We start from the raw sequence: 24242 nt of genomic DNA, 5'->3' as shown, positions 1-24242 counted from the left end.
GACGATGTCGTCAGACCTGACGTCGTCGGTGCGGTTTTCCGCAGTGCACGACGCCCCGGCATCGCAGCCGGGGTGACGGCGGGCCCCTCGGGACCCGCTCGAACACGAAGGAGACAGCAAGCAATGAAGCACGCAGAAGCAACGACCCACCGCACCCGAGGCCGCAAGGTCGGGCGCGTGGTCGCCGCCACGGCGGCGGCGGGCCTCGCCGCCGCAGGGCTGGTCACGACCGCGACCTCCGCGAGCTCCGAGCCGTCACCGGCCGAGCCTGCCGCGGCAGAGCCCGTCGCGGCCGAGCCGGCCGCAGCGGCCGACGGCGTCGCGCACGGCGACGTCATCCTCAACATGTTCCAGTGGACGTGGACGTCCGTCGCCGAGGAGTGCACCAGCACGATCGGTCCGGCCGGGATCGACGCAGTCCAGGTGTCGCCGCCGATGGAGCACATCCAGGGCACCGAGTGGTGGACGTCGTACCAGCCGGTCAGCTACAAGATCGAGTCCAAGCTCGGCACCCGCGAGGAGTTCAAGGCGATGGTCGACGCCTGCGGCGAGGCCGGCGTCGGCGTCGTCGCGGACGCCGTCATCAACCACACCACCGGGGCTGATCAGGGCGCCGGGACCGGGGTGGCGGGCACGTCGTTCGCCGTCGACGACTTCCCCGGCGTGCCCTACGGCCCGGGCGACTTCAACGACTGCCGCAAGAACATCGCGAACTACGGCGACAAGCAGGAGGTGCAGAACTGCCGTCTCGTGTCGCTGCAGGACCTGCGCACCGGCTCCCCGGACGTGCAGGACAAGATCGCGGGCTACCTGAACGACCTGATCGACCTGGGCGTGCAGGGCTTCCGCATCGACGCCGCGAAGCACATGCCGGCCGAGGATCTCGCCGCCATCAAGGCGAAGCTGAGCAACCCGGACATCTACTGGGTCCAGGAGGTCATCGGCGCCGGTGGCGAGCCTGTCCAGCCCGCGGAGTACGTCGGCAACGGCGACGTGCACGAGTTCAACTACGCCCGCCAGCTCAAGGGCGCGTTCGGTGGCCAGCTCGCGAGCCTGCAGGGCATCGCCGACGGCAAGCTCCCGTCCGACGAGGCCGGCGTCTTCGTCACCAACCACGACACCGAGCGCAACGGCGAGACCCTGACGTACAAGGACGGCGACGCCTACACCCTCGCGTCGGCGTTCATGCTCGCGTTCCCGTACGGGTCGCCCTCCCTCTACACCGGCTACACGTTCGGCGACAAGGACGCCGGTGCGCCCGGCGCCACCGCCACCGGCGTGGACGACGCCGACTGCGGCAGCGACGCCTGGAGCTGCATCCAGCGCGACCCCGCCATCGCCGGGATGGTGGCGTTCCACCACGCCGTCGACGGCACCGAGCTCACCGACTGGTGGGACGACGGCGGCAACCAGATCGCCTTCGGCCGCGGCGACGCCGGCTTCGTCGCCCTCAACAACGGCGACGGTGAGGCCGAGCAGACCTACACGACCTCGCTGCCCGCGGGCGAGTACACGAACGTCGCCGCCGGCGACGACTCGGCCGCGACGTACACCGTCGGCGCCGACGGCGCCTTCACGGCCACCGTCCCCGCCCACGGCATCGTCGCGCTGCTGCCGGCCGGCGCGAAGTAACCGCGCCGCGGCCTGATCGGGACCGACCGGGCCGTTCTCCACGGTGACGAGCGGGGGCCACCTCACGGAGGTGGCCCCCGCTCCTGCGTCCGGACGCGGGACGCCCTGGCGTGAGTACACGAGGCCATGTACCGTCGCGGCCATGGAGACCGTGACGCTCACGCACACCGCGGCGCTGGCGCGGCTGGGGCACGCGCTGTCGGACGGCACGCGCACGCGCATCCTGCTCGCCCTGCGCGACGCGCCCGCCTACCCGACCGACCTGGCGGCGACGCTCGGCGTCTCCAAGCAGGTGATGTCCAACCAGCTCGCGTGCCTGCGCGGCTGCGGCCTGGTCGTGGGCCGCCCGGACGGGCGCCGTACCGAGTACCGGCTGTCCGACCCGCACCTCGCGCACGCGCTCGGCGACCTGCTGCGCCTCACGCTCGTCGTCGACCCGGACTGCTGCGGCCCGGACTGCACGTGCGCCACGGCGCACGGTCCGACCGGCGCGGAGGACGCCGCGTGAGCCACGGCCACGACCACGCGCACGCCGCCGCCGACCATCGCGGCCGGCTGGCGATCGCGTTCGCCATCACCGCCCTCATCCTCGTGGCGCAGGCGGTGGGCGCGCTGGTCACCGGCAGCCTCGCGCTGCTGGTCGACACCGCCCACATGCTCACCGACGCCTGCGGCCTGGCCCTCGCCCTGTTCGCGGCCCACCTGTCGCTGCGGCCGCCGTCGCCGCAGCGCACGTGGGGGTACCGGCGGGCCGAGGTGCTGGCGGCGCTGGCGCAGGCGGCGGTGCTGCTCGTGGTCGGCGTGTACGTGCTGGTCGAGGCGGTGCTGCGGCTCGCGCACCCGCCGGAGATCCCGTCCACGCAGCTCGTCGTCTTCGGCGTCATCGGGCTGGTGGGCAACCTCGCGTCGATGGCGGTGCTCGCCGGGCGCCGGGACGCGAACCTCAACCTCCGGGCGGCGTTCCTCGAGGTCGTCAACGACGCGCTGGGGTCCGTGGGCGTCATCGTGGCCGCGATCGTCATCGCCACCACCGGCTGGCAGCGGGCCGACTCCGTCGCGGCCCTGCTGATCGGGGCGCTCATCCTGCCCCGGGCGGTGCGGCTGGCCCGGGCCGCCGGGTCGGTGCTCCTGGAGTCCACGCCGCCGGGGCTGGACCTCGAGGAGGTGCGCGCGCACCTGCTGCGCGTCGAGCACGTGCGCGACGTGCACGACGTGCACGCCTCCCTCATCGCCACCGGCCTGCCGATCCTGTCCGCGCACGTCGTCGTGGACTCCGGCTGCTTCACCGACGGGCACGCGGGCCGCATCCTCGACGAGCTGCAGGAGTGCGTGGCCACCCACTTCGACGTCGCCGTCGAGCACTCCACCTTCCAGGTGGAGCCGGACACCCACCCGGACCACGAGCACCCCACGCACGCCTGAGCCACCCACGCCCTCGAAAACCGCATGATTCCGCGATATACAAGAAGTCTTGTACTCCTTGCGGCGCGCGCCTAGCGTCGTCGGCATGGAAGAGATCGAGGCGATCACCGCCGTGCACCACCCGGCGAGGCGGCGCATCTACGACTATCTGAGCCTGCACGGCACCACCCAGGTGACCACGCTGGCGCGCGAGCTCGGGCAGCAGGTGGGCAGCGTCAGCCACCACCTGCGGATGCTGAAGCGGGCCGGCGTCGTCGAGCAGGCCCCCGACCGCACGGGAGACCGCCGCACCAGCTGGTGGCGCGCGTCACGGCAGGGCCTGAGCTGGTCGGCCGACGACTTCTCCGACTCCCCCGCCGACGCGCTGCTCGCCCGGGAGGCCGAGCGGGCGAACGTCGAGACGCACGTCGGCCGGCTGCGCGCCTGGCACCGCCGCACCACGCCGCTGCCGGAGTGGTCGCGCGCCGCGTTCAGCATCGACACCGTCGCCTGGGCCACCCCGGACGAGCTGGCGGCCCTCTCCGCCGCGATGCGCGAGACGTTCGCCGCCTGGCAGGCCGGCCTCGCCCCCGACAGCGACGGCGACGGCGAGCCCAGGACGAGCCCCGAGCGCATGCCGGTCTTCGTCTTCGCCCACGGCTTCCCCACGGTGCCATGACCGGGACCACGAGCGGGACCACCAGCGCCCCGCAGCCCGTGCTGCTGCGCGAGCCGCCGACGTTCCGCCGCGACCGCGCCGTGCACGCGTGGATCGGCGTCAAGGCGCTGTCCGACGCCGGCGACGCGATCTGGTCCATCGCCCTGGCCTGGACCGCCGTGCAGGTGGCCAGCCCCGCCGTCGCCGGGCTGGTCGTGGCCGCCGGGACCGCGCCCCGCGCCGTGGTGCTGCTCTTCGGCGGCGTCCTCGCCGACCGGGTCGACGCGCGGCGCGTCATGATCGTCTGCAACGTGCTGCGGGTGGCCGTGCTGGTCGGGGCCGCGCTGTGGGTGCTGTCCTCGCCGCCGACGGTGCTCCTGCTCACCCTCGCCGCCGTCGCGTTCGGCGTCTGCGACGCGTTCTACGAACCGTCGGCCAGCACGATCGCGCGCCAGCTGGTGCGGACCGAGGACCTCCCCTCGTACACGGCCGTCGCCCAGACGGCGTCCCGGCTCGCCACGATGGGCGGCTCCGCGGTGGGCGGCTTCCTCGTCGCCCGGTCGGGGCTCCTCGGCAGCGCGAGCGCGAACGCGGTCACGTTCGCCGTCGTCGTCGCGTTCGTCGCGATCTGGCTGCGCCCGCGGTTCGCCCTGCCCCGCGCCGACAAGGAGTCCGCGTTCCGCGGGATCCGTCGCGGCTTCGCCCACCTGCGCGACGTGCCCACCACCCGCACCCTCGTGATCGCGCTCTCGGGCCTCAACCTCGCCGTCGGGCCCGCCGTCGGCATCGGGATCGCCCTGCGGGCCCACGACGCCGGCTGGGGCGCCCGCGCCGTCGGCATCCTGGAGGCGTGCATCGGGCTGGGCGCCGCGCTCGGGGCTCTGTCCGTCGCCCGCTGGCGGCCGCGGCGCGAGGCCCGCGCCGGGTTCGCGGCGCTGGCCGTGCAGGGCCTGGCGATCGTGGCCCTCGGCACCGGGCCGGTCGGCGTCGCCGGGGCCGCGTGCCTCGTCGTCGGCCTCACGGCCGGGTACGCCTCCACCCTGCTCGGCGCCACGTTCGCCGGCACCGTCGACCCGTCGTACCTGGGGCGGATGGCGTCGATCACCCGCCTGGGCGACGACGTCTTCATGCCCCTGGCGATGGCGGCCTTCGGGGCGCTCGCGTCGGCCACCACCCTGTGGGTGCCGTTCGCCGTCTTCGGCGCCGCGATGACCGTGCTCATGATGGTCCCGCTGCGCAACCCGCTGTTCCGCGAGATGTCGCTCGGGAAGCGCCCGTGAGACGTGCCACGGGGCGCCCGTCCCCGTGGCGCCCCGTGACCGGCGGTGCTGTGCTGGGCACATGTCCGCCCGCGCCGAGACCACCCCGACAGGCCACGCCGACGAGCCGCACGTCGGCGGCCTCGCGCAGCGCCTCAACTGGCTGCGCGCCGGCGTCCTCGGCGCCAACGACGGCATCGTGTCCGTCGCCGCGGTCGTCGTGGGCGTCGCGGCCGCGACCCCGGAGCGCGCCGCCGTGCTCACGGCCGGGCTGGCCGCCCTCGTCGGTGGCGCGATCTCGATGGCGCTCGGCGAGTACGTGTCGGTGTCCAGCCAGTCCGACAGCGAGAAGGCCCTCATCGCCAAGGAGAAGCACGAGCTCGCCACCATGCCCGAGGAGGAGTTCGACGAGCTCGTCGGCCTCTACCGCGAGCGCGGCCTGAGCGAGGGCACGGCACGGCAGGTCGCCACCGAGCTCACCCGCCACGACGCCCTCGGCGCGCACCTGTCCGCCGAGCTCAACATCGACCCGGACGACGTCGTCAGCCCCTGGCACGCCGCGTGGGCGTCGCTGCTCGCGTTCCTCACCGGCGGCATCCTGCCGATGCTCGCGGTGCTGCTCATCCCCGAGCCGTGGAAGATAGGCGCGACGTTCGTCGTCGTGCTGGCCGCCCTCGGCGCCGCCGGCGCCCTCGCCGCCTGGATCGGCGGCTCGTCGCGCACCCGCTCCGTGGCCCGCGTGGTGATCGGCGGTGCACTGGCGCTCGGCGTCACCTTCGCCCTGGGCTCCCTGCTGGGGACGACCGGCGCCGTCTAGGTGCCCGACGACGGGGCGCCCACCACCCCCGCGGGCACCGGCTGGCCGGGGTGCGGTTCGTCCCCGACGGCGGCCTGCGCCCTCCACAGCGCGACCTCCAGCCGCGCCCGGACCTCGGCGTACGCGGGGTCGTCGGCGACGTTCCGCAGCTCGTCCGGGTCGTCGTGCAGGTCGAAGAGCTCCCACTCCCCGGGGAACGTCGGCCACCCCGCGCCCGGCAGCCCCATCCCGTCGTTGTAGTAGTAGACGAGCTTGTACCGCCGGTCCCGGTAGCCGTAGTGCGCGGGCGCGTGGTGGACGCCGTCGTGGTGCTCCCAGTAGCGGTAGTAGAAGCCGTCGGCGGGCGGCTCCGCTCCCCCGGAGGCCCCGCCCACCAGGTCCGGCCAGAACGACCGGCCCTGCATCCGCGGGTGCGGGTCGACACCGGCGGCGTCGAGCACGGTGCGCGCCCAGTCCACGTTCGTGACGATGCCGTCGTGCACCTGCCCGGCGGGCACGAGCCGCGGGTAGGACAGCACGAAGGGCATGCGGATCGACTCCTCGTACATGAACCGCTTGTCGAACCACCCGTGGTCGCCGAGGAAGAACCCCTGGTCGGAGGAGTACAGCACCAGGGTGTCGTCCTCCTCGCCGCGCTCGCGGAGCCAGTCGGTCACCCGGCCCACGTTGTCGTCCACCGACGCCACGCAGCGCAGGTAGTCCTCCATGTACCGCTGGTACTTCCACAGCGCCAGCTCGTCGTAGGACAGCCCGGCCGGCGGGTCCACCTTGAGGTCCGTCGACGTGAGGTGGTCCGCCACCCGCATCGCCGCCCGCCGGGCCGACGACGTGCGCGTCGCGTAGTCGTCCGTGAACGTCGCCGGCACCGGGATCGGGTCGGAGTACAGGTCCGCGTGCGCCTCGTCCGGCTCCCACGACCGGTGCGGCGCCTTGTGCCAGATCAGCACGCACCACGGGTCGTCGCCCTCCAGCGACTCCAGCCAGCCGAGGGCCAGGTCCGTGATGACGTCCGTCGCGTACCCCGGCACGGTGCGCTCGCCCACGGCCGACCGGAACGTGGGGTCGTGGTACTCGCCCTGGTCCAGCAGCACGTCCCAGTAGTCGAAGCCCTCGGGGTCGTGCCCGGCGCCGTGGCCCATGTGCCACTTGCCGACGACGGCCGTGCGGTAACCCGCCTCGCGCAGCTGCGAGACGAACGTCGGCTGGCTCGCATCGATCGGCGTCGACAGCGTCGTCACACCGTTGACGTGCGAGTACGTGCCCGTGAGGATCGACGCCCGCGACGGCGTGCACAGCGAGTTCGTCACGTAGCACCGGTCGAGACGCACCCCGCGCTCCGCGATCGCGTCGATGTGCGGCGTCGTGTTCACCACCGACCCGTACGCCCCGATCGCGTGCGCCGCGTGGTCGTCGGTGAGGACGAGGACGATGTTCGGCCGCCTCACCGTTCCGGTCACGGGGCGACCACCGCCGGCTCGCCGCCGCGCTCCGGGTTGGGGATCGCGTCGAGCAGCGCGCGCGTGTACTCGTGCTGCGCGTCGCGCACCACCCGCACCGTGGGCCCCTGCTCGACGATCTCGCCGGAGCGCATCACCATGATCTCGTCGGCCAGCAGCCGGGCGCTGAGCAGGTCGTGGGTGATGTAGAGCATCGCCACGTCCTGCTCCCGCACGGTGTCCGCGAGCAGCTCGAGGATCTCCGCCCGGATGGACACGTCCAGCATGGAGATCGGCTCGTCGGCGATGAGCAGCCGCGGCCGCGGAGCCATCGCGCGCGCCACCACGACGCGCTGCCGCTGCCCGCCCGAGAGCTGGTGCGGCAGCTTGTCCACGTACGCGGCGGCGGGCGAGAGCCCCACCGACTCCAGCAGCGCCAGCACCTGCTCGTGCAGGGCGTCGCCGGTCAGGCCGAGGTAGTTCCGCAGCGGCCGGCCGAGGCTGTAGCCGATGGTCTTGGTCGGGTTGAGCGCGGCGAACGGGTCCTGGAACACCATCTGCACCTGCGACCGGTACTCGCGCAGGGCACCCCGGCGCAGGGTGCCCGGGTCGACGCCGTCGACCAGCAGCGTGCCCGACGTGGCCCGCTCGTTGCGGGTCAGCAGCTTCGCGATCGTGGACTTGCCCGAGCCGGACTGCCCCACGAGCGCCCGCACCTGGCCGGGCGCGAGGGTGAACGACACGCCCTTCACGGCCTCGACCGTCTCCTTGCGCAGGCCGCGGCGGCGGTCGTACGTCTTGACCAGGTCCTCGACGACGACGAGCGGCGCGCGGTCGGGGTCGCTCACGCGCTCGGACGCCCACGCCGTCACCTCGGCGAAGCGGGGCGCGACGAGCTCGGCCCCGGCGGCGCGCTCGGCGCGGCCCACCTCGGTGTGCAGGTGGCAGCGCACCAGCGACTCGCCCGACGCTCCCGACGACGCGGCCGCCGCCCGGCGGGTGCCGAGCTCCACCGACACCGGACCGGCCGGCTCGAGCGTCGGCACGACGGTGTCGCACGCCGCCATCCGCGAGGGGCAGCGGGGCGCGAACGGGCACCCGGGCGGCGGCTCGGTGAGCGCCGGCGGACGGCCCGCGATGTACGCCACGGAGACCTCCTCGGCACGCGGGTCGTCGAACGACCCCAGCAGGCCGTGCGAGTACGGGTGCAGCGGGTCCGCGGCGAGCTCGGCGCTCGGCCGGCTCTCCACGATCTCGCCGGCGTACATCACCATGACGCGGTCGGCGATCTCCAGCACCGTGCCCAGGTCGTGGCTGATGAACAGCACCGTGAACCCCTGCTCGCGCTGGATGCGGCGCAGCAGCTCCACGATGGACCGCTGCACCAGCACGTCGAGCCCGGTGGTGGGCTCGTCGAGCAGCACGAAGCGCGGGCGCAGCACGAGCGCGAGCGCGAGGACTACGCGCTGGCGCATCCCCCCGGACAGCTCGTGCGGGTACGAGCGCATCACCCGGTCGGCGTCCAGCTCGACGTCGCCGAGCACCTCGCGGATGCGGGCGTGCCGGTCGCCGTCGACGGCCGTGGACCAGCCGTGCGCGTCCATCGCGTCGTGGAACTGCTTCTCGATGCGCAGCACCGGGTTGAGCGCGTTCATCGACGACTGGAAGACGGTCGCGATCTCCCGCCACCGCAGCTTGTTCACGTCGCGCTCGCTCATCGCGAACAGGTCGTCGCCGTCGAACCGGACCGAGCCGCCGGCGTGGTGCGCGGGCTTGTCCAGCAGCCGTAGCATCGCGTTGCCGAGCGTCGACTTGCCGCACCCGGACTCCCCGAGCAGGCCCACGAACTCGCCCTCGGCGATGTCGAACGACACGTCCCGGACGGCGTGCGACGGCGGCAGGTCGCGGGACCGGTAGTCGACGGAGAGGTGCTCCACCTCGACGAGTGCCATCACTGCTCCCTCAGGTGCGGGTTGCTCAGCGCGTCGACCCCGAAGTTGATGAAGGTCAGCGCCGTGGTCAGGAGGGCGAGCAGCAGGCCGGGCACCAGCAGGCGGGCGAACCCGCCGGTCAGGAGTGCGCCGTCCTGGTTCGCCCAGTAGAGCATCGTGCCCCAGGAGATCGTCTCCGGGTCGCCGATGCCGATGAACGCGAGGCCCGCCTCGGCGCCGATCGCGCCGCCGACGGCCCCGATGAAGCCGACGACGATGAGCGACGTCATGTTGGGGGCGATCTCGCGGAACACGATGTGGAAGATCCCGTCGCCGGCCTGCCGCGCGCCCTGGATGTACTCGCGGTTGCGCAGGGTGAGGATCTGCGCGCGCTTGTTGCGCGCGGCGCCGGCCCACCCGGTGATCCCGATGACGACGACGACCATCCAGACGCCGCCCCCGCCGGGCATGTAGGCCGCGAGGACCACCATGAGCGGCAGCGTCGGGACCACGAGGACCAGGTTGGTGAGGAAGGACAGCACCTCGTCGGTGAGCCCGCCGAGGTAGCCGGCGGTCATGCCGATCGCGAGGGCGATCGCCGTGGAGATCGACCCGGCGACGAGGCCGACCAGCAGCGACGTCCGCGCGCCCCAGATCGCCTGCGAGGCGACGTCGAACCCGCGGCCGGTGGTGCCCAGCCAGTGCTCGGACGACGGCGGCAGCCCTGGGGGGAACCCGTTCTGGTGCGGGTCGTACGGCGCCAGCCACGGCGCGAACAGCGCCATGAGGAGGAACGCGGCCAGCAGGACCATGCCGAAGCGGGCCTTCTTGTTGCGCCACAGGATGTCGAACCACTGGGGCGTGCGGAGCGCGCGGCTCCGGCGGCGCCCCGCGGCCGGCGCGGACGCCGCGGGCCGGTCGATCGTCGCGGCGGTCATGCCGCCTCCTTCCGTCGGGCCCGCGGGTCGAGGACGCCGTAGAGCAGGTCGGCGGCGAGGTTCGCGACCAGCACGCCGACCGTGGAGAACAGGAAGATCGTCTGCATGAGCGGGTAGTCCTTGTTGCCCACGGCCTCGAGCAGCAGCCGGCCCATGCCGGGGTAGTTGAAGACCTGCTCGACGAGCGCGGTGCCGCCGACGAGGCCGCCGAGCGCGAGCGCGAAGCCCGTGATGTTCGGCAGGATCGCCACGCGGGCGCCGTAGTTGAGCGCGAGGACGCGCGCGGACAGGCCCTTGGCGCGGCCGAACCGCGTGAAGTCCTCACCGAGGGAGGCGACCATGTTGTTGCGCATCCCGAGCATCCAGCCGATCGGGCCGGTGATCATGATGGCGGCGGCGGGCAGCAGGAAGTGCTGCCAGGCGTCCGCGAAGAACTCGGGCGACGGGCCCGGCTCGACGGCTCCGGAGTACCCGCCCGACGGCGGCAGCCAGCCCAGCGTGATCGCGAAGACGTAGATGAGCAGCAGCGCCAGCCAGAAGAACGGCAGGGTGCCGAGGAAGCTGGACCCGACCGTGATCACGGCGTCGAACCCGGAGTTGCGGCGCCAGGCCACCCAGGCGCCGAGCAGCGTCCCGATGACGAACGACAGGATCAGCGTGGTGCCGAGCAGCACGATCGTCCACGGGAGGGCGTCGCCGATGACGTCGGTGACCGTGTACGGGAAGTAGGTGTACGACACCCCGAAGTTCCCGGCGGCCAGGTTCTTCAGGTAGTCCACGTACTGCGCCCACAGGGAGGCGTCGGGCACGCCCAGCATGGCCCGGACGGCCTCGAGCTGGGCGGGGTCGACGTAGCCGTCCTTGACGGCGACCTGCTCGAGCATCGCCTGGGCGGGGTCTCCCGCGGACAAGCGCGGGATGAGGAAGTTGAGGGTGACGGCGCCCCACAGGGTCAGGACGAAGAATCCGATGCGCCGCGCGAAGTAGGTCATGGTGCTTCCACCTCGGGTCGGGCGGGGGCGCCGGCGGTCCGTCACGATCGGACGGACCGCCGGCGGGATCCCGCCGGGTCGGCGTCAGCCCTGGGCAGGGACCAGGGACGTGTAGATGAGGCGGGAGTTGTCCGAGCCCGCGTACGGGTCCTCGGCGCTGGGCCAGCCGGTCGCGCGCTGGGTGTTGTACTCGAACCACTTGCCGCCGTACCAGAGCGGGATGAAGGGCACCTGGTCCATCATGATCTGCTCGAGCTGGTGCACGATCGGCTTCTGCGCCTCGGGGTCCTCGGTGACCTCGAGCTGGTCGAGCAGCTCGTCGGTGGCGGCGTCGTCCCAGCGCACCTCGTTGGTGGTGGCCTTCTTGCCGACCGGGGCCGAGTTGGCGGAGTCGAGCGGCTCGGCGAAGCTCTGGTACATCGAGCACAGGCCGCCGCGCACGCCGAACGTCATGTCGTACTTGCCGGTGAGGCGGTGCTGCTCCACCGTCGGGTAGTCCGGCGTCTCGACGTCGACGTCGATGCCGAGCTTCGCGAAGTCGGCCTTGATCGAGTCGGCCGCGGCCGTCCAGTCGGACCACCCGTTGGGGGTCTCGAACGAGAACTTCATCGGCTTGCCGTCCTTGCCGAGGCGCTTGCCCTTGGCGTCGAGCGCGTAGCCGGCGTCGGTGAGCGCCTGGGAGGCGGCGTCGGGGTCGTACTTCACGATGCCCTGGTCGGGGATCGACGGGTCGAGCCAGTCCGCCTGGCCGGGCAGCACCAGCAGGCTCTGGCTCGCGGGCTTCACGTAGCCGGAGCCGGCCTCCTGCGTGAGGCGGTCCTTGTCCATCGCCTGCGTGATCGCCTGGCGGAACGCCACGTCGTCGAACGGCGCCTTCGTGAGGTTCATGTAGAGCGAGATGGGCGAGCCGGACGCGAACCAGTACTTGTTGTGCTCCGGGTCCTTGGCCACGTACGAGTTCTCGACGTCCGGCACGAACATCGCGTTGCTGTCGTACTCGCCACGGGCCAGCTTGAGCTGGTCCACCTGGCCCTCGGCCGCCTTGGTGAAGCGCAGCTCGTCGACCTTGACCTTGTCCGCCTGCCAGTAGTCGGGGTTCGCCTCGACCGTGAACTGCTGCGGGTTGAGCGACTTCACCGTGAACATCCCGGTGCCGACCGCGTCCTCGGCGGTGTACGTGGTGGGGTCGGCGACCGACGACCACACGTGCTCGGGCACGATGACCGTCTCGAGGATCTTGTCCTTGATCGAGTACGCCGGGCCGTCGAACGTCAGCGTGACCTCGGTGTCGGACGTCGCCTCCGCGGACTTCACGTGCGCGCCGACGCCCTTGAGGTCCAGGGCGGGGGTGTCCTTGAGCAGCGTGAACGTGTACGCCACGTCCTTCGCCGTGAACGGCTTCCCGTCGTTCCACGTGACGCCGTCGCGCAGCGTCAGGTGCATCTCGGTGGGGCTCGACCAGGAGTAGTCGGTCGCGAGCTGCGGCACCTCGCTGCAGTCGTACTTGTTCACCTCGAACAGCGGGTCGTAGATCGTCCACAGGGGGCCGATCGCCGTCGTGGAGAACGGGTTGTAGTTCGCCTGCGGGTTGGACACGTTCGAGAAGTTGCCCAGCGTCAGGTAGGCGATGCGGCCGTCGTCGGTGGTGCGGTCCCCGTCGCCCTGGTTGGCCGTGGAGCAGCCGGTGAGCAGCAGCGCGGCCGCCCCGGCACAGGCGACGAAGCGCGCGGCGGCGCGCCGCCGCGTGGTGGTGGGAGTCATGAACAACCTTCCTCGTTGAAGACTGCGGACCGTCAGCCTTGACAGCCGCAGGACTCGCGGATCACGGCACGGGTCTCCAGGACCCGGTCGTCGGGTGGCAGCGGGACCGTGGAGGCCGACCCGTCCCGGGTCGGCTCCAGCGCGATCCGCGCCGCCGTCGCACCCAGCTCGAAGGTCGGCTGGTGCACGGTCGTGAGGGTGGGAGAGGCGAGCGCGGCGAGCGAGTTGTCGTCGAAGCCGACGATCGCCATCTCCGCGGGGATCGGGTGCCCCAGGCCGGGCAGGGTCGCCATGACCCCGAACGCCAGCTCGTCGTTGGCGCACACCAGCGCCTCCGGAAGCTCGCCCGCGGCGTCCAGCTCGCGGGCCGCCATCGCGCCGTACTCGGCCTCGAAGCCGAAGTCGAGCGGCGGTGCGGACTCCTCGAGCCCGTGCGCCGCGAGCGCGTCGCGGAAGCCGCGGTAGCGCGCGGCCGGGTCGGAGGAGCCCCGCGGCGACCCGAGGAAGCGCAGCCGGCGGTAGCCGTGCACCTCGATCAGGTGGCTGGTGATCTCGTCCGCCGCGGCGCGGCCGTCGGTGCGGACGGTGGGGACCCGGTCGTTGACGGCGGCCACGACCACCACGGGCATCGCCGCGGCGAGCTCCACGAGGAGGTCCGCGTCCACGGTGCCGCCCTGCACCACGAGGGCGTCCGTGCGCTGCGCGAGCTGGCGCACGGACGTGGCGGCGTCGGGCCGGAAGTGGGTGCCCAGCACGTTGACGGCGATCCCCGCCTCGACGGCGACGGACTCGACGCCCTGGACGAGGTCCGCGAAGTACGGGCCGCCCAGGCCGGGCAGCACGATGCCGAGCGTGTGGTGCCGCTGGTAGGCGAGCCCGAGGCCGAGGGCCGACGGCGTGTAGCCCAGCGCGTCGATGCTCGCCTGCACCCGCTCCCGGGTGGCGGGCGCCACCTTCGGGTCGTCCCGGGTGACGCGCGAGACGGTGGCGACGGACACGCCGGCGTGCCGGGCGATGTCGCGGACCGTCGGACGACCTGCGCTGGCCATGGTTCAACTCCTCGTCGTCGAGGCCGGTAGATGTAACCGGTTACATTGCCTACTATGGCGCGTGGTACCGGTTACATGCAACTCTCGACGTGACCCACGCCACCCGCAGACCTACGAAGGAGTAGCTCGTTGGCACCCACCCCGACGCCGCAGTCGGCGCGCGTCCGCACCCTGCACGACGACCTCGTCCTGTCCGGCGAGGTCCACTACTTCCGGCTCGACGCGACCGAGTGGGAGAGCCGGCTCGACGCCGCCGTCGCCACCGGCGTCACCGCGATCGCCACCTACGTCCCGTGGCTCGTGCACGAGCTGCCCGACGGCTCGTTCGACCTCGCCGGCCGCACCCGGCCCGCCCTCGACCTGGGCCGGTTCCTCGACCTGTGCGCGGCGCGCGGGCTGGCCGTGATCGCCCGGCCCGGCCCGTTCGTCATGGCCGAGCTGAAGCACGAGGGCCTGCCGTTCAGCCTGTTCCGCGACCACCCCGAGGTGGTTCCGCCGAGCTGGGACGGAAGCACCCCGGCCGAGACCGTCGTCGACTACACGCACCCCGCCTACCTCGCCGCCTGCCGGCGCTGGTACGACGCCGTGATCCCCGTGCTCGCGGCCCGCACGCCGTCCCGCGGCGGCACGGTCGTGGGGGTGCAGCTCGACAACGAGATCGGCATGCTGCCGTGGGTCACGAACTCCCCCGACCTGTCCGACCGCACCGTCGCCGAGCTGGTCGCGCACCTCGTCGCCGCCGAGGGCGCCCAGGCAGTGCAGGACCGCTACGGTCTGGACCCCGAGGACGCCGCGGCCTGGGGGCCGGCGCTGCGCTCCCCCGACGAGGACGTGGTCCTCGCCCTCCACCGCGACCTCGGTCGGTTCACCCGCGAGAAGTACGCGTCGTACGTGGCGACCCTGGCCGGCTGGGCCCGCGAGCTCGGCGTCGACGTGCCGTTCCTGGTCAACATCCACGGGTGCTGGGGCGGCGCGGCGCGCATGTTCCCCCTCGGCATCTCCCAGCTCTACCGCACGTGGGCCGGCCGCACCGACGTGCTGCCCGGCACCGACTACTACATCGGCGACCTCACGCTCGAGAAGCTGCCCGGGTTCTGGGCGTCCAACGCCTTCGTCGCCGCCACCACCGTGCCCGGCCAGCCCACCGGCAGCCTCGAGTTCGAGGTCGGCACGGGCGACTACGGCGAGTCCCTCGGCGTCGAGACCGGCCCCGAGGCCGCGCCGCTCAAGCTCCAGACGTGCCTCGCCCAGGGCAACACGTTCGTCAACTACTACCTGCTCACCGGCGGCCGGAACCCGGCGCTGTTCGAGCCCGCGTACGACGGCAACGACCGCGTCGCGTTCACCGGCGAGCGCCACGGGTTCGCCGCACCGATCGACCCCGAGGGCCGGCCCTCGCCGTCGTACCCGATGCTGCGCGCCGCGACCACGGGCGTCGCCGCGCAGGCCGACCTGCTGCGCGCCGCGCGGCCCGAGACGCCGCCGGTCACGCTCGGCTTCGTCCCCGACCACTACATGACCGAGTACCGCTACCCCGCCTCCGAGCGCGAGCAGCGGTTCGTCGACGAGCTGGACCGCTTCCGCGGCTCCGGGCCGCGCGACATCCTCACGCGGGCCCTCGTCGTCGGCGGGTTCGCGCCCGACGCCGTGAACCTGCAGGACGGCCCGCTCGACCTCGGTCACGACCGGGTGCTCGCGCTCGCGCCCACCCCGTACCTCGACGACGACGTCCAGCAGAAGGTCGTGGACTGGGTGGCCGCCGGCGGCCGCCTGCTCCTGCACGGCCCGCTGCCCACGCAGGACATGCTGGGCCGCCCGGCCACCCGCCTCGTCGACGCGCTCGGGATCGGCGCCGGCGAGCGGGTCGAGGGCAGCCCGACGTTCTTCCCCTCGGTCGTGCCCGCCGACGACCGGCTCGACATGGCCGAGGTCCGCGTCGGCTTCGTCCAGCCGCTCTCCCTGCCCGACGACGCCGACGTGCTCGCCCGCGTGGCCGACGCCGGCGGGACCGCCGCCCGCGAGGCCTGCGTCGCGCGCGTGCCGCACGGCGCCGGGCAGGTCCTGGTCGTGGCCGCGGACCTCCCGTGCCTGCCGCCGGTGTGGGACCGCCTGCTCGCCGAGCTCGGCGCCCGGCCGCTGGTGGGGCTCACGTCGTCCGTGCCCGGCGTGGTCGTCGTGCCGGCGGCCGCCCCCGACGGCACGCGCGTCGTGCACCTGCTCAACGTCTCGCCGTGGGACGCCGAGGTCCTGCCCGAGCGCGACGGCGCGGCGCTGCTCCCCGCACCGATGACCCTGTCCGGCCGGACGGGCGCCTGGCTCGTCCAGCGCCCCGGCGACGCGCACGCCACCGTTGCCTGGACCGGAGAGAAGGAGAACGCGCGATGACCGCCGCCACCGACCTCGCCCCGCGCCTCGGGCGCACCGTCCTGTACCAGCTGTACCCGCAGAGCTTCGCCGACTCGGGCCGTGCCGGGGCCGACGGCATCGGCGACCTCGCCGGCATCACCGCCCGCCTCGACTACCTGCAGTGGCTCGGCGTGGGTGCGGTGTGGCTCGACCCGTGCTTCGTCTCGCCGTTCGCCGACGCCGGCTACGACGTCGCGGACTTCCTCACCATCGCGCCGCGCTACGGCACGAACGACGACCTCGCGGAGCTCACCGCGGAGGCGGGGAAGCGCGGCATCTCCGTGCTGCTCGACCTCGTGGCCGGGCACACCTCCGACCAGCACCCGTGGTTCGTCGCGTCCGCCGACGACCCCGACGACCACCGGTACGTGTGGAGCGACGTCCCCGTCGACGGGTTCCAGCCCGGCCCGGGCCGCCGCGGCGGCTACTACCTGCCGAACTTCTTCCCGGTGCAGCCCGCGCTGAACTTCGGCTACGCACGGCAGCACCCGGACGAGCCGTGGCGCCAGCCCGTCGACGCGCCCGGCCCGCAGGCCAACCGGGCCGCGCTGCGCGAGATCATGGCGCACTGGTTCGACCTCGGCGTCGCCGGCTTCCGCGTCGACATGGCCGCGTCGCTCGTCAAGGACGACCCGGGCCTCGTCGAGACCGGGAGGCTGTGGCGCGAGACCCGCGAGTGGCTCGACGCCACGTATCCGGGCCGGGTCCTCATCAGCGAGTGGGGCGACCCGCGCGTGTCCGTCCCGTCCGGGTTCCACGCCGACTTCTTCCTCCAGTTCGGGGGCGACGACGACGGCCTGCCGCTGCGCTCCCTGTGGAACAACGGCGCCGGCACGGTCAACCCGTCGTGGGGCGAGGTACCGAGCTGGGCCGACGCCGAGGCGCGCGGCGACGCCGCCACGTTCGTCGCCGCGTGGCGGGAGGCGACGGGCGCGATCGAGGCGGCCGGCCGCGGCGGGCTCACGGGCCTGCCGACGTCGAACCACGACTTCACGCGGCTCGTGGCCGGGGCGCGCGACGCCGAGCAGGCGCGCGCGGCGCTGGTCCTCACGCTGACCTGGCCGTCCATGCCGTCGATCTACTACGGCGACGAGATCGGCATGCGCTTCGTGCCGGAGACCCCCACGTTCGAGGGGTCGCGGCTCAGCCCCACCTACGACCGCGCCGGCTCCCGCACGCCCATGCAGTGGGGCGACGTCCCCGCGGGCCGCCTCGGCCCCGACGTCGCCGAGTCGCGGTACCTGCCCCAGGACCCGGACCCCGACCGGCCCACGGTGGCCGCCCAGCTCGACGACGAGGGCTCGCTGCTGCACCTCGTGCGGCGGCTCGCGCACCTGCGCACCGCCGACCCCCGCCTGGACGCCTCCGCCCCGGTCGAGGTGCTGGCCACCGGCTACCCGTTCGCGTACCTGCGCGGCACCCTCGCCGTCGTGCTCAACCCGGGGCGCGCACCCGTGTCGATCGCGGTGCCCGGCGCGGGCGCGGCGCGCGCGGTCGAGACGCACGGGCTCCGCACCGAGGGCGACGTCGTGCACCTCGAGGGCCACGGGTACGCCGTCCTCGACCTCGCCTGAACCGCCCCACCGGCACCACCAGAACCACGGACCACCTGCAACGACGCACGAAGGAACCACCCATGACGCACTTCACCCCCGCCCCCCGCGACTTCCTCTGGGGCGCGGCCACCGCCGGCCACCAGATCGAGGGCGGCAACACCAACACCGGGCACTGGGTGCTCGAGCACGCCCCCGACACCCACGTCGAGGAGCCGTCGGGCGACGCCTGCGACTCGTACCACCGCTACGGCGAGGACATGCGCCTGCTGGCCGACGCCGGCCTGAACTCCTACCGCTTCTCGCTGGAGTGGGCCCGCATCGAGCCCGAGAAGGGCGTCGTCTCCCGCGCCCAGCTCGACCACTACCGCCGCATGATCGACACCTGCCGCGACCTCGGCGTCGAGCCGGTCGTGACGCTGCACCACTTCACCGTGCCGCGCTGGCAGCAGGACGAGGGCGGCTGGTACGCCCCCGACGCCGTCGACCGGTTCCGCCGCTTCACGGAGACGGCGTCGGCGATCCTCGACGACGTGCGCTGGGTGGTGACGATCAACGAGCCGAACATGATGGTCAACCAGACCGAGGCGAAGATCGACACCGAGGTGGGCGTGAACTTCCCCGGCCCGTCGCCGCACGCCGCCGAGGTGATCGCCCGCGCGCACCACGCGTCGACGGACGTGCTGCGCGGGCTCGGCCACGTCAAGGCCGGCTGGACCGTCGCGAACCAGGTGTACCAGGCCGTGCCCGGGTACGAGGCCGAGCGCGACGCGTGGGGCTACTGGCGCGAGGACTTCTTCCTCGAGCAGTCCCGCGGCGACGACTTCGTCGGCGTCCAGTCGTACCTGCGCACGATCATCGGCCCCGACGGCCCCGTGGACTTCCCCGAGGGCGTCGAGCGCACCCTCACCGGCTGGGAGTACTACCCGGAGGCCCTCGGCCACGCCCTGCGGCACACGCGCGACGTCACCGGCGGCGTGCCGATGATCGTCACGGAGAACGGCATGGCCACCTCCGACGACTCCCGCCGCATCGACTACACGACCGGCGCGCTGAGCGGCCTGGCCTCCGCGATCGACGACGGCTGCGACGTGCGGGGCTACCTGCACTGGTCGCTGCTCGACAACTACGAGTGGGGCTCCTTCCGCCCCACCTTCGGGCTCATCGCCGTCGACCGCGAGACGTTCGTCCGCTCCCCCAAGCCCAGCCTCGCCTGGCTGGGTGACCTGGCGCAGCGCAACGTGCTGCCCCGCGCCGAGGCGCGCCCCGAGGCCGAGGCGATCTTCGAGGCCGCCATCGCCTCCTGATCCGTGCGCGGCGGCGCGTCGCTGGGGAGCGCCGCCGCCGCGCACACCCCTGACCTGGTACACCGCACGAGGAAGTGAGGACCGCACCATGAGGACCCGACGCACCCTGGTCACCGCCCTGGCCGCCACCGGCCTGGCGCTGGCCACGATCCCCGGCGCCGCGAGCGCCGACCCCGCCCCGGAGGATCCGGGCGAGCCGGGCACGCAGGACTCCCCGTACGGTCCGACGCCGCAGCTGCGCACGTGGGCCGCGGACACCTGGCGGTCGTTCGAGGCGCTGGTCGACGAGGACACCGGCCTGCCCGACGACAACATCGGCGGGGACCTCGACCCCGGGACCCGCGGCGGCTACACCTCGCCGACCAACATCGGCGCGTACCTGTGGAGCACGGTCGTGGCGCGCGACGTCGGCCTCATCGACGCCGACGAGGCCCGGTCGCGGCTCACCGCCACGCTCGACACCGTGTCGCGGATGCAGATCCACGAGCCGAGCGGCATGTTCTACAACTGGTACGACCCGGCGACCGGGGAGCGGCTCGAGACCTTCCCCGGGGGCGGGCCGATCGACCAGTTCCTCTCGAGCGTGGACAACGGCTGGCTCGCCACGGGCCTGCTGCTGACCAGCCGGGCCGAGCCGTCGCTCGCCGCCGAGGCCGACGCCGTCCGCGACCGGATGGACTTCGGGTGCTACTACAACCCCGCGGAGAACCAGATCCGCGGCGGGTTCTGGGAGACGCGGGCGAACGACGCCGCCGTCGCCGGCGACTACTGCGGCATGGGCACCGACGTCTGGTACACGGGCCACCACTACGGCGCGTTCAACACCGAGCCGCGGATCGCGTCGTACCTCGGCATCGCGGCCGGGCAGATCCCGGCGAAGCACTACTTCGGCACGGTCCGCGCCTACCCGTCGGAGAGCTGCGACTGGTCGTGGACCGAGACGGACGCGGCGGGCACCTGGGAGGAGTACCTGGGCGTCCGGGTCTTCGAGGGCGCGCTGCCGTACCGCGGCATGAAGGTCGTGCCCACCTGGGGCGGCAGCATGTTCGAGGCGCTCATGGTGCCGCTGTTCGTGCCGGAGGAGACCTGGGGCCCGGACTCGTGGGGGGTGAACCACCCGCTGTACGTGCGGGGCCAGATCGAGCACGGCCTCAAGGAGGCCCGGTACGGGTACTGGGGCTTCTCCCCGTCGAACAACCCGGCGGGCGGCTATCGCGAGTACGGCGTGGACCAGCTCGGGCTCGACGGCGCGGGCTACACCTCCGACCAGGAGCGCACGTCGGTCGACCAGCCGTACGCCGGCTGCCGCGAGGGTTCTCCTGCGCCGACGTCGTACGGCGACGGCGTGGTCACGCCGCACGCGTCCTTCCTGGCGCTGCGGTACGCGCCCGGGCAGGCGGTGGAGAACCTGCGCCGCATCGCCCGGGACTTCGACGCGTACGGCCCGGGCGGGTTCTACGACTCCGTCGCGGTGCGCAGCGGGCAGGTCTCGCAGCGCTACCTGGCGCTCGACCAGGGCATGATCATGGCCGCCCTCGGCAACGCGCTGGCGGACGACGACATGCGCCGGTACGTCTCCGACGGCTCGATGGAGACCGCCCTGCGACCGCTCATGGCGATGGAGCGGTTCTCCGCCGCCGGCCGGGACTGAGCTCACGGCCCAGCGTGCCGCTCGCCCGTGTCACCGGCGGGCGGCACGCTGGGCGCATGGAGCTCGAGGTGCGCGGCGTGGTGTTCCAGTGGCGCGGCCCGGCGCCGTACTACTACGTCGCGGTGCCGGACGCCGAGGCGGAGCAGATCGCCGCGGTCGCGCCCCTGGTCACCTACGGCTGGGGCGTCATCCCGGTGACGGGCCGCCTCGGCGGCACCACGTTCACCACCTCGCTGTTCCCCAAGGACGGCGGCTACCTCGTGCCGCTGAAGGACGCCGTGCGCCGGCCCGAGGGCGTGGACGACGGCGACGAGGTCGTCGTGCGGCTCACCCTCGACGGCATCTGAGCACGTCCGCCCGCCGAGGTGGTACGCACCCTGCCGAGGTAGTCCGGATCGTGCCGAGGTAGTGGACTGGTCCACTACCTCGGCAAGAGCTGAACCACCTCGCGGTGGCGGGGCCCGGCGCGGGTAGGGTCTGGCCACCACCTACAACGTTGCAGGAGAGCCCCGTGAGCGACCCGACCTCGACCCCCCTCGCCCTCGACGCCGTCGTCGACCTCGACGTCCCGGGCCCCACGATCAGCCGCCACCTGTACGGGCACTTCGCCGAGCATCTCGGCCGGTGCGTCTACGAGGGCTTCTGGGTGGGCGAGGACTCCGACATCCCGAACGTCGGCGGCATCCGCACCGACGTCGTCGAGGCGCTGCGGGAGCTCGCCATCCCCAACCTGCGCTGGCCCGGCGGCTGCTTCGCCGACACGTACCACTGGCGCGACGGCGTGGGCCCGGCCGCCGACCGGCCGCGCATCGTCAACACGCACTGGGGCGACGTCGTGGAGGACAACTCCTTCGGCACGCACGAGTTCATGGCGCTGTGCGACCTGCTCGGCACGGCCCCGTACATCTCGGGGAACGTCGGCTCGGGCACGGTCCAGGAGACCGCGGACTGGGTCGAGTACCTGACCCGCGGCGACGACTCGCCGATGGCGCGCCTGCGCCGCGAGCACGGCCGCGACGAGCCGTGGGGCGTGTCGTTCTTCGGCATCGGGAACGAGCCGTGGGGCTGCGGCGGCAACCTGCGCGCCGACCAGTTCGCGTCGCTCGCGCGGCAGCACGCGACCTACGCGCGCGATCACGGCGGCAACAAGCTGGTGCGGGTGGCCGCGGGCGCGTCGGACGACGACTACGCCTGGACCGAGACGCTCATGCAGCAGGTGGCGAAGCTCGGCGACGCCGACCCGCGCGACCTGTGGCAGATGGTCTCGTTCCACTTCTACACGTTCGCCGGGACGTGGGGGGACAAGGGCGCCGCCACCGAGTTCACGCGCGACGAGTACTGGGCCACGATGCGCAAGGCGCTCGACGTGCGCCGCATCATCGCCGGCCACTCCGCCGTGATGGACGCCTACGACCCGCAGGCACGGATCGGGCTCGCGCTCGACGAGTGGGGCACCTGGTGGAACGTCGAGAAGGACACCAACCCCGGCTTCCTGTACCAGCAGAACGCGATGCGCGACGCCCTCGTCGCCGCGGTGCACTTCGACGCCTTCCACGACCACGCCCGCCGGCTGCGCCTCGCGAACATCGCGCAGACGGTGAACGTGCTGCAGTCCATGCTGCTCACCGACGGCGCGAAGATGATCAAGACGCCCACGTTCCACGCGTTCGCCATGAGCGCGGGGCACCACGACGCCGCGAGCCTGCCGGTGCGCGAGCGCGTCGCACGCGCCACGCACGATGTCGACGGCACTCCGGTCGGGACGGTCTCGGCGTCGGCGTCCACGAAGGACGGCGCGGTGCTGGTGTCGCTGACCAACCTCGACCCGGACGCACCCGCCACGGTGCGGATCGACCTGCGCGGCCACGCGGTGAGCGACCCCGTCGCCACCGTGCTCGCCGCCGACGACCCGGCCGCGCACAACACCTTCGACACGCCCGACGCCGTCGCCCCGCGCCCGCTGGACGGCGTGCGCGTCGAGGGCGGCGTCCTCACCGCGGAGCTGCCGCCGGCGGCGTTCGCGACGGTGCGCCTCACGCTCGGGTCGTAGGCCGCGGCGTGACGTAGCGATGGGTCGTCGTCCCGCCCCAGGACGACGACCCACCGCTACGTCGATGCCAGCGCGACCGCTATGTGAGACGGATCATCCCGTCTCATGGACGCCGGGTGTAGACCAGGGGCATGACCAGCCCTGCCGTCGAGGACCCCTCCGTCGCCGTCGAGCATCCGCACTGGCGGCGCAACCTCGCCGTCGGCACGGCCGGGTCGTTCACCACGCTCGTCGCGATGACGCTGCTGGTGCCGTTCCTGCCGGAGTACGTGCGGCAGCTCGGCGTCGACGACCCGGGCGCCGTCGTGCGGTGGTCAGGGATCGCGTACGGGGCCACGTTCCTCACGGCGGCGCTCACCGCGCCGCTGTGGGGAGCGCTCGGCGACCGGTTCGGCCGCAAGTCCATGCTCGTGCGCGCGAGCCTCGGCATGGCGGTGGCGATGACGCTGCTCGGGTTCGTGCAGAGCGTCGAGCAGCTCGTCGCGGTGCGGCTGCTGGTGGGCCTGCTCGGCGGCTACTCCTCCGGCGCCACGATCCTCGTCGCTGCGCAGACGCCGAAGGACCGCAGCGCGTGGGCGATCGGGGTGCTGTCCTCGGGGATCCTCGCCGGCAACGTCGTCGGCCCGCTGGTGGGCGGCTTCGTGCCTGCCTGGGTGGGCATCCGGCCGACGTTCGTCGTGTGCGGCGCGGTGATCTTCCTGGCGTTCCTCGCCACGACGTTCCTGCTCCGCGAGCCGCGGACCGGCCCGCGTGCGCCCCGGGCCGCCGCCCGACGACGCGGCGTGTGGTCGCAGGTGCAGCGCCCGGGTGCCGTCGTCGCGCTGCTGGCCACGTCGAGCCTGCTGCTGTTCTCGACGATGTCGATCGAGCCGATCGTCACCGTGTACGTCGAGGACCTGGGCCAGCTCTCGCACGCGGCGGGCGTCGCGGGGATCCTCGTCGCGCTGACCGCCGTCGGCAGCGTCGTCGCGGCGCCCCGCGTCGGCCGGCTCGCGGACCGGGTCGGGCACACGCGCGTCGTCGTCGCCTGCCTCGCCGCTGCGGGCGTCCTGGCGCTGGCGCAGGCGCTCGTGACGAACGTCTGGCAGCTGGGCGTGCTGCGCGTGCTGCTGGGCCTCAGCCTCGGCGGCCTGCTCCCGTCGATCACCGCGGCCGTGCGCCACCTCGCCCCGCCGGACGCCGTCGGCCGGGTGCTGGGGCTGGGCGTCTCCGCGCAGTACGTGGGGCAGGTCGCCGGCCCGGTGCTCGGCGGCCTCGTCGCCGCGCAGGCCGGTCTGCGCGCCGTCTTCGTCGCCACCGCCGTCGTGCTGCTCGCCGCGGCGGCGCTCAACCTCGCGGTCCTGCGCCGCGGCGACCGCCGAACAGGCGGTTGAGCACGGAACGAGGGCCCGTTCCGTGCTC

19 protein-coding genes are annotated in these 24242 nt (G+C 73.1%); 13 read left to right on the top strand and 6 right to left on the bottom strand.

Going from position 1 to position 24242, the window contains the following annotated elements; translation table 11 throughout:
* Window positions 1-123 precede the first annotated feature (123 nt).
* The 6 genes from ACFWDO_RS13600 (at window position 124) to ACFWDO_RS13575 (ending at window position 5767) form a co-directional block, all read left to right on the top strand.
* Window positions 124-1632 (top strand): alpha-amylase family protein, encoded by a 1509-nt coding sequence (locus tag ACFWDO_RS13600; RefSeq protein ID WP_380346987.1) that lies wholly within the window; start codon window positions 124-126, stop codon window positions 1630-1632.
* A gap of 142 nt (window positions 1633-1774) precedes the next feature.
* Window positions 1775-2140, top strand: coding sequence for an ArsR/SmtB family transcription factor (locus ACFWDO_RS13595; protein WP_380325283.1), 366 nt, complete (start codon window positions 1775-1777; stop codon window positions 2138-2140).
* A complete protein-coding gene (locus ACFWDO_RS13590) occupies window positions 2137-3054 on the top strand; it encodes a cation diffusion facilitator family transporter (RefSeq protein WP_380325280.1) in 918 nt (305 codons plus the stop codon). The genes ACFWDO_RS13595 and ACFWDO_RS13590 overlap by 4 nt, the downstream gene beginning before the upstream one ends.
* 85 nt (window positions 3055-3139) lie before the next feature.
* On the top strand, window positions 3140-3712 hold the full coding sequence (locus tag ACFWDO_RS13585; RefSeq protein ID WP_380325277.1) for an ArsR/SmtB family transcription factor: 573 nt from the start codon (window positions 3140-3142) through the stop codon (window positions 3710-3712).
* Window positions 3709-4971: an MFS transporter gene (locus ACFWDO_RS13580; protein ID WP_380325274.1), complete on the top strand. Its 1263-nt coding sequence runs from the start codon at window positions 3709-3711 to the stop codon at window positions 4969-4971. The genes ACFWDO_RS13585 and ACFWDO_RS13580 overlap by 4 nt, the downstream gene beginning before the upstream one ends.
* Before the next feature lie 61 nt (window positions 4972-5032).
* On the top strand, window positions 5033-5767 hold the full coding sequence (locus tag ACFWDO_RS13575) for a VIT family protein (protein WP_380325271.1): 735 nt from the start codon (window positions 5033-5035) through the stop codon (window positions 5765-5767).
* Here the strand turns inward: ACFWDO_RS13575 and ACFWDO_RS13570 are convergent.
* The 6 genes from ACFWDO_RS13570 to ACFWDO_RS13545 form a co-directional block, all read right to left on the bottom strand.
* Window positions 5764-7224, bottom strand: coding sequence for a sulfatase (locus ACFWDO_RS13570; protein ID WP_380325268.1), 1461 nt, complete (start codon window positions 7222-7224; stop codon window positions 5764-5766). The two genes, ACFWDO_RS13575 and ACFWDO_RS13570, sit on opposite strands and share 4 nt — an antisense overlap.
* On the bottom strand, window positions 7221-9155 hold the full coding sequence (locus ACFWDO_RS13565; protein ID WP_380325265.1) for an ABC transporter ATP-binding protein: 1935 nt from the start codon (window positions 9153-9155) through the stop codon (window positions 7221-7223). Before ACFWDO_RS13565 ends, ACFWDO_RS13570 begins: the two co-directional genes overlap by 4 nt.
* A complete protein-coding gene (locus ACFWDO_RS13560) occupies window positions 9155-10072 on the bottom strand; it encodes an ABC transporter permease (RefSeq protein ID WP_380325262.1) in 918 nt (305 codons plus the stop codon). Before ACFWDO_RS13560 ends, ACFWDO_RS13565 begins: the two co-directional genes overlap by 1 nt.
* Window positions 10069-11064, bottom strand: coding sequence for an ABC transporter permease (locus ACFWDO_RS13555; protein ID WP_380325259.1), 996 nt, complete (start codon window positions 11062-11064; stop codon window positions 10069-10071). The genes ACFWDO_RS13560 and ACFWDO_RS13555 overlap by 4 nt, the downstream gene beginning before the upstream one ends.
* Window positions 11065-11148: 84 nt before the next feature.
* The gene (locus ACFWDO_RS13550) at window positions 11149-12825 is read right to left on the bottom strand and encodes an ABC transporter substrate-binding protein (protein WP_380324131.1); all 1677 of its coding nucleotides are present in this window, start codon (window positions 12823-12825) and stop codon (window positions 11149-11151) included.
* A gap of 32 nt (window positions 12826-12857) precedes the next feature.
* Complete coding sequence (locus ACFWDO_RS13545) at window positions 12858-13874, bottom strand: LacI family DNA-binding transcriptional regulator (RefSeq protein ID WP_380324128.1); 1017 nt, start codon at window positions 13872-13874, stop codon at window positions 12858-12860.
* A 129-nt stretch (window positions 13875-14003) separates the two neighbouring features.
* On the opposite strand from ACFWDO_RS13545, the gene ACFWDO_RS13540 reads away from it, so the two are divergent.
* The 7 genes from ACFWDO_RS13540 (at window position 14004) to ACFWDO_RS13510 (ending at window position 24214) form a co-directional block, all read left to right on the top strand.
* The gene (locus ACFWDO_RS13540; protein WP_380324125.1) at window positions 14004-16259 is read left to right on the top strand and encodes a beta-galactosidase; all 2256 of its coding nucleotides are present in this window, start codon (window positions 14004-14006) and stop codon (window positions 16257-16259) included.
* Window positions 16256-17854 (top strand): alpha-amylase family glycosyl hydrolase, encoded by a 1599-nt coding sequence (locus ACFWDO_RS13535; RefSeq protein WP_380324122.1) that lies wholly within the window; start codon window positions 16256-16258, stop codon window positions 17852-17854. Before ACFWDO_RS13540 ends, ACFWDO_RS13535 begins: the two co-directional genes overlap by 4 nt.
* A 62-nt stretch (window positions 17855-17916) precedes the next feature.
* A complete protein-coding gene (locus tag ACFWDO_RS13530) occupies window positions 17917-19140 on the top strand; it encodes a glycoside hydrolase family 1 protein (RefSeq protein ID WP_380324118.1) in 1224 nt (407 codons plus the stop codon).
* A gap of 88 nt (window positions 19141-19228) precedes the next feature.
* Complete coding sequence (locus ACFWDO_RS13525) at window positions 19229-20791, top strand: glucoamylase family protein (RefSeq protein ID WP_380324115.1); 1563 nt, start codon at window positions 19229-19231, stop codon at window positions 20789-20791.
* Between the two features lie 56 nt (window positions 20792-20847).
* Window positions 20848-21138: a DUF1905 domain-containing protein gene (locus tag ACFWDO_RS13520; protein ID WP_380324112.1), complete on the top strand. Its 291-nt coding sequence runs from the start codon at window positions 20848-20850 to the stop codon at window positions 21136-21138.
* 164 nt (window positions 21139-21302) lie between these two features.
* Window positions 21303-22841, top strand: a complete 1539-nt coding sequence (locus ACFWDO_RS13515) for an alpha-N-arabinofuranosidase (RefSeq protein ID WP_380324109.1) — start codon at window positions 21303-21305, stop codon at window positions 22839-22841.
* A gap of 131 nt (window positions 22842-22972) precedes the next feature.
* Window positions 22973-24214, top strand: a complete 1242-nt coding sequence (locus tag ACFWDO_RS13510) for an MFS transporter (protein ID WP_380324106.1) — start codon at window positions 22973-22975, stop codon at window positions 24212-24214.
* The last annotated feature ends 28 nt before the right edge of the window (window positions 24215-24242 follow it).

This window comes from Isoptericola sp. NPDC060185 (assembly GCF_042728595.1).
Taxonomy (GTDB): domain Bacteria; phylum Actinomycetota; class Actinomycetes; order Actinomycetales; family Cellulomonadaceae; genus Isoptericola.
This window is presented reverse-complemented; position numbering and strand designations above follow the sequence as displayed.